Source organism: Flavisolibacter ginsengiterrae DSM 18136, assembly GCF_059568575.1.
Window position 1 is genome coordinate 29,866 of record NZ_JCANTR010000003.1, and the last position, 14,003, is coordinate 43,868.

Here is a 14,003-nt window from a genome sequence, read left to right on the forward strand (position 1 = left end):
AATGAGTTCAGATTTTATGCGGTACCTGTAAAAGGTGATACTGTCTTTTTGAAGTCTGTGACAAGGTTTGAAAATCAAGAACCAAGGATGGTTTTTTATCTGCCATCTAAAAAGTAATAGTAATAAAAGCGTATTACACTTGTTTGGTAAAATGACAGAAGTACTATATGACCCATTATCAAAGCGAAATAGTCAGGATTAGGAATATTTGTTATTCCAACAAAGCACAGATTGAAACTGTTATTGGAACAAGACATTATATCAATAATAATTTTGACAGGGAATTGAACTTAAACCTGCTTTCCCGTACCCGCTTTACATCTAAATTTCATTTGCTGCGGCTATTCAAAAAATATTATGGACAGACTCCCAAACAATACCTGACTGATAAACGAATTGAAAAGTCTAAAGATCTACTGAAGAATGGGAGATCTGTTTCCGAAACCTGTTTTGCTGTAGGATTTGAAAGCCAGAGTTCATTCTGCACCTTATTTAAAAAAAGGGTAGGACTTACACCTACTGAGATTCAAAAAAGAGCAACTTTCACAAAGTCCGAATCATTTCTTTTTTGATACTTGCAGCCTAAATCAAACATTAAAAAATGAAAGTAAAAGTTATAAGCGTTCCTGTGCTGGACCAGGAAAAAGCATTAAAGTTCTACACCGACAAGCTGGGCTTTATGAAAAAAGTTGACATTCCATTAAGTGAGGATAGCAGGTGGTTAACTGTTGTTAGTAGGGAAGATCAGGATGGTCCGGAAGTATTGCTGGAACCATCACCAAAACATTTTGAACCTGCTAAAACATATCAGCAAGCCCTGTATGAAGCAGGCATCCCCTACACGCAATTTAATATTGACAATGTCCAGCAGGAATACGAGCGACTGGTTAGTCTCGAAGTTGTTTTCAGCGTAAAACCAACAGAAATAGGGACAGTGAGAATTGCTGTTTTCGACGACACTTGCGGAAATAATATACAGATTGTAGAAATGTTATAGCAGAAAACAGATCCCGGCCTTTTGGGTTTCAGGTTTAATAAAAAGAAAACTTTCCTTATGTTGTCACCAGGGGCAGATTATTTTGTTCTAAAGTAAAATGAGGATGCATTTATTGACTACTCAGCAAGTAGGATGATATTTAGGAGAATAGGCATAGGAAACGAATCCAGTGAAAAGTATTGGCTCATAAAATATTTATGCTTTGCAGTAGGAGTTCTGAAAACTCTTGATCTATTATATGATTAGCCCCAATTTAAATATTAAACGTAAGCTTTTGATCTCCCTTTATTTATATCCACTTCTAATAAGAGTTTTGGTATTAATTGCAAAGTTTTCCTTTTGGCCTTCTGTGAATTGGTTTATTGTTCCGGCTATCCTGGGCAGCATTTTGATTGTTTCACTTATTGTTCAAAGACGCTATATCGTAGACTTGCAGGTAAATGCTGAAAAGATACAAGTAACCTATTTTACTCCATTACTTGTCAAATCAATTTGGGATATAGATCTGCAACAAGTAACTGATATTAAAATCTACAAAACAGTTTTAGGAGAATATGGTGAATTGGATATTATTACAAATGGAAAATGGCACTCATTCGATATTTACAGCAATTCAATGGCTAAGGATATTCATAATAAAATTAATTGCGCTTATATCAACTTTACACATAAGTCAGTTAAATAGTGTGAAATTTTCTGAAGGGAAAGACCCGAAGAGAATAATGCATTAAATACAATATATATGCGAAAACTGATTGCTGAGCTTATAAAGAAATGAGTGGTAGTATAAAATTCGATCTTCGAAACCATTGTCGTACGAACACATAAGAAATGCATTACTTCCGGAGAGGCTAATATTGAAAATGAAGGTTCTCAGCTAAACGTTCCCCGCAAGCAATTTCTCCTTTCTGTATCACTCAAAAAGCGTATTGTTTCTGCATCCCGCCAGGTTGATATTTGATTTGTAAAATCTTTAGAAACAATTAAAATATTAATTATGAAACAAGGATCAACTGTTCAGATCTTTTTAGTTGCCGGCTCAGGTTTGTATTTATTTATTTCAAAGCTGTTTTCGATCACCCTTTTTATGTTTTTGCCGGCATTTTTTCTCCTGCTTATTACAGGTTGCCAAAAGAATGAACTGCAGGCAAGCATAAAAAGAACGCTATGGCCAGCAGCGCAACCAACCGGGAGGGCAAGACCAGGTGCGTTCCATTCAAAGCCAGTTTTGTCACTATGGACGAGATGACCCAGGCGGCTACAGATGACAATCCTATTCAGAAAGACCACTTAAATGGAACGGGTGAAGGAACCGGGATGGGAAGTGCTACCATCGAGGTATTTGTAGAAGGAGATGTTACCTTACCGTTTCCTGCACTGATAACTTCAAGGACAACATTCACTGCTGCCAATGGAGATAAAATATTTTAGTCAGGTGAAGGCTACCTGCAGGAACCTGCTCCTGATGCAGTTCTTATTCATTTAACGGGCAAAGGGACTATAACAGGGGGCACGGGCAGGTTTGCGGGTGCAACAGGCAATTTGACGGCTGATGTTACCCAAAATATGTTTGATCCAAAAGGGACAGTTAGCTTTACTGGGACCATTTGTTATTAGGATATGCGGGATTGCAATAAAGTAATGCCGGTTATTATTAAAAATGCCGGCATTTTTTATAATTCGTATAGTAAAGTAATATGTTTTAAGAGAATTGAATTGATCAAAGGTGGATGATATTTTGTGCAAAAAATTGTACCTTTCTATTGCCTTATTTATACCCCCTCGATAGACTTTTCTTCTTTGATCTCAATCCCTGAAATTCATTGTTCACTCAAAATTTCAGGTCATGAAAAAGTTTGTTCTATTCGCCAGCCTGCTTGTTCTTTCCTTATTTGTTCAGGGCCAGATACTCAAGAAAATTGGAGACAAGGTCAAACAAAAAACAGAGAATAAAGTTGATGAAAAAGTCAATAAAAAAGTAGATAAAACCATTGGTGAAGGAACGGGTGATAATACAAACAATGAACAGGCGGCCGGCGGTAAAGACGCTAACGCACCGGTTTTTGCAGCTACTATCAAAACGTATAGCAAATATGATTTTGTGCCGGGTGAAAAAATCATGGTGTTTGAAGACTTTATGCAGGATGCTGTTGGTGATTTTCCTGCCAAATGGAATACGAATGCTGCAGGTGAAATCATGACCATAGAGGGCAAGCCAGGTCATTGGTTTGCAATGGGTAAGGCCGGTTTTTATATGCCTGAATTTATTGAAAGCCTACCGGATGATTTCACTTTTGAATATGATATGCTGTTAGATCAAACTGCACATTCATGGGGCATATTTACCAGTTTTGCTGAATTACAAGACCGCGATCAACCTGAAAATTGGCAATCCGCTCCCAACCGTTTTTCCTTAAACATTCTGCCGGGGACTTCAGATGGCGGGTCTTCCAGTTATGATAGAAGGAAGAATGGGGTTGGTGAAGCAGCAACAACCACTAAGATCACCCAGTTTGAAAATGCAACCAGGCCTGTACATGTTGCATTCTGGCGACAAAAGGAAAGAATGCGTGTTTACTTAAATGAGGAAAAGGTTTGGGATGTTCCAAAAGCTGTTCAGACTGGGGCTAAACTCAACTCATTGATCTTTTGGATACAAAATATTGGTGACTGGCATTACCTGGTTACAAATCTGCGCCTGGCAGTAGGGGCAGCAGATACGCGAAAAAAAATACTGGAACAAAAAAAATGGGTTACCCACGGAATTCTATTTGATGTTAATAGCGCGACCATAAAACCAGAGTCATATGGCACCTTGAAAGAAATGGCAACTGTGCTAAAAGAAAATCCTGATCTGAAAATTAAAATAGTTGGCCATACTGATGCCGATGGTAATGACGCCAGCAATCTTGATCTGTCAAAACAAAGAGCCGCTTCTGTAAAAGCTGAACTGGCAAAGGAATTCGGAATCGATGAAAGCCGTATGGAAACGGATGGTAAAGGTGAAACCGAACCAATAGATAAAAATGATACCCCTGCAGGTAAAGCCAATAACAGGAGGGTAGAGTTTATAAAAGTTTAATCAAGGTTTGGAATTCTTTCATCTTTTCTGATCTGATCCTTGTTAACATGATATTCTTATTCTTTTTTTCTTCATCATTAAAACCAATATTATGTTTGTCATTGCACATCACTTTATCCAGGAGCCTGAAGAGTTTTGGTCTTTAGCTCAGCAAGTAAATTCTTCTATTCCCAGTTCCCTTAAACTTCATTCCGTTTTTCCATCACGGGATTTAAAAACCGGTACCTGTATTTGGGAGGCAGCTAATGTAGGGGAAGTACAGACCTTTCTTGATAAAATGACTGGTAAAACAGCCAAAAATGTTTGTTACGAAGTAAGAGAGGAAATGGCTATCAACCTTCCGCAAAAAACAATAAAGGAAGCTGTAGCATAGGAATTCGTATATTTTTAAGCTTTATAAAACCAGCTAAACAAATATGGCTGGTTTTCTTTTTTATAAATATGAATAAAGGATAAGTATCAACAGTTATGAAGCAGTTTCTTTGAAATTGTTGCTTTTACGTTGGGGTTCCTAAAGTAAGAGCTACTGTGCCGGGTCGTTGATTCCATTTACCAGTTACGTTCCATGTTGCAGAAACCAGGATTATGGCACTTTCAAATACACGTAAACTAATTGTAATTTTAATTGCACTAAGACAGCCATCTTTGAAAAAGCAATTTCTAAAACGAAAGTTCTTATATACCCCAGGGTTTTTAGTTCAATGGTTTATTCTTATATGCTTTTTTAGTATTAGTGCCTGTAACCTACATTCTTCTTCACACACTACAAATGATACGGCTGAGAGATTACCCGCGATCATTGCTTCCAGGCATGCATCATTAATGGCTCCGAAGATTACCTACATCACTGCACTCAACAAGCCTATGGTTTTAAAAGCTGGTAAACCTTTAATTATAATAGATCCATCAAAAGGTGGTGCACCATTTATCACCAACTACGATATTGAACAGGGATTGCCTGTAAATAATATCATATGCAGCGCAACTGACAAATATGGAAATCTCTGGTTTGGTACGGGAGGTGGAGGTGTAAGCAGGTTCGATGGGAAAAGTTTTACCAACTATAGCATGGCCCAGGGATTAGCTGGTAACAATGTGCTATGTATTATGGAGGATAAAGAAGGAAATATATGGATAGGCACTACATCTGGTTTAAGCAAATATGATGGAAACCAATTTATCAATTTCAGAATGCCAAATGGTTTGGGGGGCAATTTTATTACAGCCATACTCCAGGATAGTAAGGGAAATATTTGGTTAGGAACACACGATGGAGGGATAAGTGAGTTTGATGGGAAAAGTTTTACGAATTATAGTATTGAGCAAGGCCTGGCTGACAATTATGTACGGTGCTTGTTGCAGGATCGGGAAGGGAATATTTGGTTAGGTACCGAAGCGGGTGGTGTTAGCAAATATGATGGCCATAATTTCAAAAATATTACCCAGGTACAGGGATTGGCGGGCAATTCGGTGAATTGTATAATACAGGATAATGAAAACAACCTTTGGTTTGGCACCAATGCAGGTCTGAGTAAATATAATGGGACCATGTTTACCAATTATACAACGAAAAAGGGTTTGGCTGATAATAATGTTACCTGCATGATGCTGGATAAAAACGGCATTCTCTGGCTGGGCTTTCAATCAAAAAATATAAGCAGGTATGATGGTGCCAGATTTACCAATTATTCCAGCACAGAAAAGCTGGAAGATTATAAAGTAAGAAGTATACTCCAGGACCATAATGGTAACGTTTGGATCAGTTCTCAGGGAGGCGGGGTTAGTAAATACGAGGGCAATAGCTTCAGGAATTATACAATGGCAAAAGGACTGCCAGCCAATTTGGTATTCTGGATCATCCAGGATAAAACAGGTAACATATGGATAGGTACCTATGATGGAGGCGTAAGTAAATATGATGGAAGGAGTTTTACCAAATTCACAAAAGCTCAGGGCCTGGCCGATAATAAAATATGGAGCATGATGTTGGATAAGGCTGGAAATTTATGGTTTGGCACCGACAGGGGATTGAGTAAATTTAATGGTACCAGTTTTACTAATTATACTACAAAGCAAGGCCTGGCCAATGATGCTGTAATTAGTATGATGGAAGATAAATCAGGTAACCTCTGGTTTGGAACACGTGCAAATGGTGTAAGCAAATTTGACGGCTTCAGCTTTACAAATTATACTGCTACCCAGGGATTGGCAGGTAATAATATATGGAATATCATACAAGATAAAGCTGGTAATATCTGGTTTGCATCACACGATGGTGGGGTAAGCAAATACGATGGGAGAAATTTTAATAATTACACCACAGCCGAAGGACTAACAGGAAATGCTGTAACTGCCATTCTCCAGGATAAAAATGGTATACTTTGGTTTGGCACGGATGGGAATGGCATAAGTAAATTTGATGGCAAATTATTTACTAATTATACCACGCAACAGGGGTTGGCTGACAATGGAGTTTCAAATATCAGGGAGGATACTTCCAGGAATATAATATGGTTTGGTACCAACAAGGGTTTATCGGGACTTAATGAAAATAAGTTACACAACAGAAGTAAGCTGGAAAATCAATTTCAAAATTTTAATAAGAGTACCGGGTATCCTCTAAAAGATGTGAGTACGGGTGCTCTTCTTGTGGATGATAAAGGTTTGGTATGGATGGGAAGCGGAGATGGGAAGTTGATAAGTTTTGATTATTCAAAAGTTAATGATCTTAATCCTTCACCTCTGACTTTGCAGATACAAGCTGTCAGGATAAATAATGAAACTATCTGCTGGAATGATCTGCTACATTCCCCGGAAGGATCAGATTCTATAGATAGCCTTACCCTGTTGAACGAGATGGTCTCTTCTTTTGGCAAAGTGCTGTCCAAAGAGACCTTGTTAAACATGAGGAAAAAATACAGGCAAATTCAACTGGATGGTATCAAACCGTTTTACCCTGTTCCCGTCAACCTTGTATTGCCGTATGATGACAATTCGATAACTATTGAATTTGCCGCTATAGAACCAGCATTGCCTAAATTGATTAAATACCAATATAAACTGGAAGGATATAACAATGACTGGAGTTCGCCTGGCAATAATTCAACAGCCGTTTTTGGGAATTTGAAAGCAGGAAATTATATATTCAGGCTTAAAGCACTAAGCTCATCTGGTGTGTGGAGTGAAACCAAATATACTTTCCAGGTCCTGCCACCCTGGTGGGCTACCTGGTGGGCTTATGCCTTGTATATATTCCTGGTTGGAAGTATAGGCTATACCCTGTATCAGATGCATATAGAAAGCCTGAAACGAAAACAGGCTGAAAAGCTTAAGGTGATGATTGCTACGCAGGAAGAAGAACGTAAAAGGATTTCCCGAGATCTGCATGACGATATTGGAGCAAAACTTACCAACATCAATATGCTCTCGGCACTGGGACAGAAAAAAGTAAACGGCCCCCAGGAGATGGCAGAATATTTACAACGCATTTCGGGGGAAATTCAGACTTCTGCCGAATCCCTTGATGATATCGTATGGAATATAGAAAGTAAGAACGATGCTATTGAGGAAATAACCGCCAGAATGCGAAGGTATGCAGCGCATGCTTTTGAAGGAACATCTGTAGTGTATACCATAGAAACAAATGAACAATCATTACCCGCAAAGCTTTCTACTGGAATGCGAAGGGATTTGTTTTTTGTATTCAAAGAAGCCATCAATAATATTCAAAAACATGCTATGGCAACGGAAGTGAATATAAACATTGAAGGGAAGGGGAATGAACTCTTTATGCAAGTGTCCGATAATGGCATAGGGTTTCAAACAGGCGAACCAACCCACCGCAACGGGTTAAAGATCATCCGGGAGCGCATGCAAAAATGGGGAGGCGTATGTTTGTTTGATTCCTCTCCAGGTAAAGGTGCCCTGTTGAAAATTACATTACCTGTAGAGGGGCCATCACTCAAAAAGGGGATGTGGGACTGGTTGAAAAGGAGCTAATTTTAAACTCGCCAATTTGGTAGAGGCCTCACAGGTAAATAAAGTCCATGACAACGATCATTATATTTGAAGATGACGACCAGTTGAGAGATTCCCTGGTGGCACTGATTGGTAACAGTAACAGCAATGACTATTCTGTAATTGGAAATTATTCCAATGCCATGGATGCGGCTACCATTGCTCGCCGTTATAAACCTGATATTGTCATTATGGATATTAACATGCCTGGCAAAACAGGCATCGAGGGAGTTAGAGAAATTAAAGAAGCCCACCCTCAAACATTCATTATCATGTACACGATGTTTGAAAATGACGAAAGCTTATTCAGTAGTTTATGTGCCGGCGCCAATGGATACATTCTAAAAAAAACATCTCCTTTTAAATTATTTGAAGCCATCAACGAGGTTATGGAAGGAGGAGCGCCCATGTCTCCATCTATTGCTAAACGCGTGTTGCAAAGCTTTGAAGTAAAATCATCACGGCGTGAGTATAATATAACCCCAAGGGAAAAAGAAATATTGCAATTATTGATCAAGGGTTATAGTATAAAGGCAATTGCTTCGGAATTAAAAATATCGTTTGACACGGCACGTACGCATCTTAAAAATATTTATCCTAAACTTCATGTAAACTGTGGCAAAGAAGCTATTGCCAAAGTGCTACGCGAAAGAATTATCTGATTGACCTGTTAAGTCATTTTTTTCTCTTCTAATCACTCAAAAAGGGTATTGTATCTGCAAGTTGCCCGGTTGATATTTGTTTCGTAAACTATATGGTAACAATTAAAATAGTAATAATGAAACAGGGATCAAACGCTCAGAAAACATTAGCTCCGGGTTTCAATCATTATTCAATTCCTTCAAAGAGGTTATTATCTAAATATAATGTTGTTTTGCCCGTAATTATTCTCCTGTTAATAGCTGGCTATACAAAAAATGAATCGAAACATGGTTCTCCAAACAGCAAAACGGTCGGTAGTGCCGCCAGGCCAGGAGGTAATTTTAGTTGGTTTGGTTTCATAGACAGCTTTAAAGCAGTGGGCAAGTTGACACAGCCAGGAATAAATACTGATCCTATGCAAAAAGATGCTGTTATTCAAAGATCTTCGATGGAATTATATGCAGAAGGTAACATGGCGAAGCATATTGCTGGCAACCTAACAACATTCACTGCTTCCAATGGTGATAGAATAGTTGAGATTGCATATAGCTACATGCAGCATACAAAGAATTCCAGGGTTATCATTTATTTGTTATAATCATTCGCCTAATTATACCTTGAGTAAACCGGCAAAGGTGTTTTTTATGAGGCAAGGTTGATTTGACATCAAGTGATGTGTATTAAAGCATTTTTTATGAAGATGCATGGTAGCTTTCTTAGTGCTATTTTTTATTAACATAACAAGCTCGATAAAAGAGGATTAATATTTGTAATGAACCAGGGTTTTGATGTCTTGCTTATTGCTAGTAAATCCCTGCACATGGTCCATAATTTACTACATACCACGAGTAGTTAAAAGCCCCAGGCAATCAATCGATGCAGGTTTGGAGACGGATGATAAGAAATATGAAGCGCCTCAGCAGCAAGGGCATTACTTCATTTTTTATCTATTATGCAATGGGTCAATATCTTCAGTAATTTCACTTATGCGCCAACTTGCTGCAATAATGTTTTCCGACATGTTTGGATATACGGCTCTTATGCAGCAAAACGAGCAATTGGCCCTGGGCAAACGGCGAAGACTAAATGAAGTTCTGGAAAATTCTGTAGCCAGCCATCATGGTAAAATCCTTCAATATTATGGAGATGGAGCTTTAAGCATTTTTAACAGCGCCATTAATGGCGTTCATTGCGCTGTGGAAATTCAACAAATACTGCAACAGGAACCAAGGGTAGAGTTGAGGATCGGTATTCATACAGGTGATATTACAATAGATAATCAAAACATTTATGGAGATGGCGTTAATCTCGCGTCAAGGATCGAATCCCTGGCTGTTCCGGGTTCCATTTTTATTTCAGAAAAAGTATATGACGAAATAAAAAACCAACAAAATATCTCAGCCCGCGAAATGGGTTATTTTGAATTTAAAAACGTACTAACTCCCATGCGTGTTTTTGCAATAGATAATTATGGTCTTGTAGTTCCCACGCGTGAGGCTTTAAAAGGGAAAACCAAACAGCCTAAGAATCGGCTGGCAGTGTTGCCTTTTGTAAATATAAGTGCTGATGCAGACAATGAATACTTCAGTGATGGTATTACCGAGGAGTTGCTAAATGCCCTTACTAAAGTAGATGGCCTCCAGGTTATCTCAAGAACATCTGCCTTTGCTTTTAAAGGAAAAAATACGGATATACGTGACATTGGCATACAACTGAACGTAGACAGAGTATTGGAAGGAAGTGTGCGGAAGGCAGGAAGCATTGTGCGTATTACAGCGCAATTAATCAATGCGGCCGATGGATATCATATCTGGAGCGAAACCTACGATCGAAACCTTACTAATATATTTGAGGTGCAGGATGAGATTAGTGTTATTATCGCCAATAAATTACGCGAAAATTTAACTGATAATGAGCAGAGGCCGGCACTGGTAAAAGTGCCAACTCAAAATATCGAAGCTTATACGCTTTTTTTAAGAGGCCTGCATTTTCATAATAAGATAACACCCGTCGATGCTAAAAAAGCAATAGAGTGTTTTGAAAAGGCACTCTTATTGGAACCCAATTATGCTCACGCTTATGCTATGGCCGCAGTTGACTATACATTTCTTGGCGCCACAGGACAAATGCAACCTGGGGAAGCTTTTGAGATTGTTCATAGGTATAGTGATAAGGCATTGCAACTGGATGGTTCACTGGCGGAAGGATACGTGGCAAAGGGCTCGGCCTATTTATTTTATGACTGGAAATGGGACCAGGCTTACCAATCTTTAAAAAAAGCTATAGAATTAAATCCTGCTGCCACTGTAGCGCATCACTTGCTTTCGGTTTATTACATGATCACCGGGCGCAGGCAGGAAGCGGTTGATATTATGGAAAAAGCCTTAAAGGTCGATCCACTATCCCCGATTGTTATTCACTTCCTTGCGCAGGTTTACCAGAATGCGGGAAGGACAGATGATGCTTTACGCCAGGTGGAATCGTTATTAGACATGCATCCCCACATGCTTGTCGCAATGGAAATGAAGGGCTGGTGCATTGGTGTAAAGGGAGATTGGAAGAAGGCTTTGGAAATATTTAAAGAGTTTCATAGTTTAATGAACCATCCACTAAAAGGACTTGCCCCGTTAGGTTTTGCCTATGCGAGATTAGGGGCAACTGAAAAAGCATTGGAATGCATTCGTAAAATAGAACAATGGCAAAATGAAGAGCCGGGCAAAGTATTGGATGCTGATTTAGCGATGATATGGTGGTCTTTAGGAGATAAAGACAAATTTTTCTATCATTTATTTCAATGTGTTGAAAAAAGAATGGGACCCGTGGCTATTCTTATTGAACATCCAATGTTTAAAGGAGCATCTGATGACCCCAGGTTCCAATTATTAAAAAAGAAGTTGAACCTTTTTGAAAATAATTAGCTTATTTGCCATTGAAGGGATTTATTAGCAAAATAAGATGATACAAAAAATGAACAATCTATATAACCCATCTGATGTATCCGAAATTATAGTACGGATAGATAAACTAACTCCAAAATCCCAGGGGCAATGGGGAAAGATGAATGTGGCCCAAATGTTAGCTCATTGCAATGTCTCCATGGAAACTGCAATGGGGCAGAATAATATGCCAAGGGTCTTAATAGGAAGGATTTTAGCTCCTTTTCTTAGAAAACAAGTTTTGGGAGATAAGCCATTTAGTAAAAATTCTCCCACTGACAAAAGCTATATCTTTCCCGTTGATCTTGATTTTGATGAACAGAAAACAAAGGCAAAGGCATCAATTAAAAAGTTTGGCGAGGGAGGTACATCAAAATGCACTACTTACCCTCATCCCTTTTTTGGTAATTTTTCCCCTGAAGAATGGGCAAGATTCCAATGGAAACATATTGACCACCATTTAAGGCAGTTTGGCGTATAAGTAACTGCTAAATGGTATTTATATGAGGTGATAGTGTGTATTAATACAAAGGGTTAGTATGATAGTTCAGTTTCATTATTTATTGTATGAATTGTAAATGCATATTCATGAGGAAATATCGGTTGGCGGTTTTGAGTGGTTTATTGAGCTTTTTGTTTTCGAATGAAATACTTGCCCAGGCTAAACCAGATTTTTCAGTGATCGCTTATTATGCCGGTAAACGGCTGACAGAAATAGATAGTATCCCTGCAGAAAAATTAACCCATATCATATTCAGTTTTTGTCATTTAAGTGGTGCACAGCTTCATGTGTCTAATGCTGTAGATTCAGCCGTCATTCAAAAGCTTGTCGGTTTAAAACAGAGAAATCAACAAATAAAAGTGCTATTGTCATTGGGAGGCTGGGGTGGTTGTGCAACCTGTTCTGATATTTTCTCTACAAAACGCAATAGAAAACTATTTGCTGCATCCGTTAAAGAACTTACTGATTTTTTTCAAACAGATGGAATTGATCTGGATTGGGAATATCCAGCTATTACGGGGTTTCCTGGTCATAAGTATCAGTCTGCGGACAAACATAATTTTACCCAGCTTCTCAGGCAGCTACGGAAATCCCTGGGCAAAGATCATGTGATCAGTTTTGCAGCCGGAGGATTCAATCAATACATCAATGAAGCTGTGGAATGGAAAAAGGTCATGAAAAAAGTTGACATGGTCAACCTGATGACCTATGATTTGGTTGGCGGATATTCAGTGACTACCGGCCATCATACAGCTCTTTATTCATCGCCACAACAGCCGGAATCCATAGATAATGCTGTGCAAAAATTGCTTCAATTACAATTGCCCAGGCAGAAGCTTATCATAGGCGCTGCATTTTATGGAAGGGTATGGGAGGCGGTTCCCGATACTAATTCGGGATTATACCAGCCGGGCAGATTTAAAACTGGTGTAGATTTTAAAAACGTTGCTTCACAATATTCAGTTGACAGCGGCTTTACGTACCATTGGGATGAGACGGTAATGGCCCCCTATTTATATAATTCAGCACAATCCCTTTTTGTGACCTATGATGACAAACGTTCCATAGAATTGAAGCTAAAGTATGCTATGGGAAAAGGCCTGGGAGGAATCATGTTTTGGGAATTGTCTAATGATCAACATGAAGACGGCCTGCTGGATGTTATCAACAAGGTAAAAAGCAGCTATAGGAAGCAATAAATAATACGAGCAAAGGAACCATAAGTTTGCGGATGGCTTTCAAGGCCAGGCAAAGGAGGTTGCGCGTTGCCTGGTAATTCATCTGCATGATCTCACTTACTTCCTCATAGCTCAATCCTTTATAAATTTTCAGATAGATTATTTCCTTTTGCCGGGGGGACAACCCCTTTAAAGCATCCAGTATCCTATTTGATCGCTCGTGATGATCAAGGGAATTGATCATAAAAGTTTCATGACTTATTTCAAATGGTTCATTTTGTATTTGTTCTATTTCCAGGTCAGGCCTTCCGGCTCTATAATACTTATACAATTTGAATTTTAGTGCCTGTAATAAATAAGCTTTTACAGATCGGACAGCTATTTCTGGTCTTTTATTCCAAAGGTCAATAAATAGTTCCTGAATTGTGTCTTCAACGGTCACCGGATCGTTACAGATCTTACTCCCATATTGAAATAATAATTTATAGTGACGGTGAAAAAGTCCGCCAAATGCATGATGGTCACCTTTTATGGCAGCATCCCATAATTCAATATCAGTATCCGAAGAAAGCAAAAAAGCAGTGTTAGTAAGACAATACCAAGTTAGGGAATATTAAGACCTTCTTCTAATATAATATAGGAATCACAC

13 protein-coding genes are annotated in these 14,003 nt (G+C 38.7%); 12 read left to right on the forward strand and 1 reads right to left on the reverse strand.

The genetic code is table 11. The features are described 5' to 3' along the window. Positions 1-167: 167 nt before the first annotated feature. From BP74_RS03955 to BP74_RS04010, 12 genes are all read left to right on the forward strand, one after another. A complete protein-coding gene (locus BP74_RS03955; protein ID WP_496371288.1) occupies positions 168-572 on the forward strand; it encodes a helix-turn-helix domain-containing protein in 405 nt (134 codons plus the stop codon). 29 nt (positions 573-601) lie between these two features. After that, positions 602-997: a VOC family protein gene (locus BP74_RS03960; RefSeq protein WP_496371290.1), complete on the forward strand. Its 396-nt coding sequence runs from the start codon at positions 602-604 to the stop codon at positions 995-997. A 349-nt stretch (positions 998-1,346) separates the two neighbouring features. After that, positions 1,347-1,682, forward strand: a complete 336-nt coding sequence (locus tag BP74_RS03965; RefSeq protein WP_496371292.1) for a hypothetical protein — start codon at positions 1,347-1,349, stop codon at positions 1,680-1,682. Between the two features lie 482 nt (positions 1,683-2,164). Further along, the gene (locus BP74_RS03970; RefSeq protein WP_496371294.1) at positions 2,165-2,428 is read left to right on the forward strand and encodes a hypothetical protein; all 264 of its coding nucleotides are present in this window, start codon (positions 2,165-2,167) and stop codon (positions 2,426-2,428) included. A gap of 415 nt (positions 2,429-2,843) precedes the next feature. Continuing rightward, entirely contained in the window at positions 2,844-4,079 is a 1,236-nt protein-coding gene (locus BP74_RS03975) for an OmpA family protein (RefSeq protein ID WP_496371296.1), read from the forward strand. Between the two features lie 91 nt (positions 4,080-4,170). Further along, positions 4,171-4,452 carry a hypothetical protein gene (locus tag BP74_RS03980; protein WP_496371298.1) on the forward strand — a complete coding sequence of 94 codons (282 nt, stop codon included), beginning with the start codon at positions 4,171-4,173 and terminating at the stop codon, positions 4,450-4,452. Between the two features lie 212 nt (positions 4,453-4,664). Further along, on the forward strand, positions 4,665-8,078 hold the full coding sequence (locus BP74_RS03985) for a ligand-binding sensor domain-containing protein (protein WP_496371300.1): 3,414 nt from the start codon (positions 4,665-4,667) through the stop codon (positions 8,076-8,078). Between the two features lie 47 nt (positions 8,079-8,125). Next, on the forward strand, positions 8,126-8,758 hold the full coding sequence (locus tag BP74_RS03990; RefSeq protein ID WP_496371302.1) for a response regulator: 633 nt from the start codon (positions 8,126-8,128) through the stop codon (positions 8,756-8,758). Positions 8,759-8,874: 116 nt separating this feature from the next. After that, complete coding sequence (locus tag BP74_RS03995) at positions 8,875-9,336, forward strand: hypothetical protein (RefSeq protein ID WP_496371304.1); 462 nt, start codon at positions 8,875-8,877, stop codon at positions 9,334-9,336. A 388-nt stretch (positions 9,337-9,724) separates the two neighbouring features. After that, positions 9,725-11,656: a tetratricopeptide repeat protein gene (locus BP74_RS04000; RefSeq protein WP_496371306.1), complete on the forward strand. Its 1,932-nt coding sequence runs from the start codon at positions 9,725-9,727 to the stop codon at positions 11,654-11,656. Between the two features lie 49 nt (positions 11,657-11,705). Further along, positions 11,706-12,155, forward strand: coding sequence for a DUF1569 domain-containing protein (locus BP74_RS04005; RefSeq protein WP_496371308.1), 450 nt, complete (start codon positions 11,706-11,708; stop codon positions 12,153-12,155). Between the two features lie 107 nt (positions 12,156-12,262). Then, the gene (locus BP74_RS04010) at positions 12,263-13,375 is read left to right on the forward strand and encodes a glycoside hydrolase family 18 protein (RefSeq protein ID WP_496371310.1); all 1,113 of its coding nucleotides are present in this window, start codon (positions 12,263-12,265) and stop codon (positions 13,373-13,375) included. On the opposite strand, the gene BP74_RS04015 is transcribed toward BP74_RS04010, so the two are convergent. Then, positions 13,341-13,928 (reverse strand): RNA polymerase sigma factor, encoded by a 588-nt coding sequence (locus tag BP74_RS04015; protein ID WP_496371312.1) that lies wholly within the window; start codon positions 13,926-13,928, stop codon positions 13,341-13,343. The genes BP74_RS04010 and BP74_RS04015 overlap by 35 nt on opposite strands. Positions 13,929-14,003 lie beyond the last annotated feature (75 nt).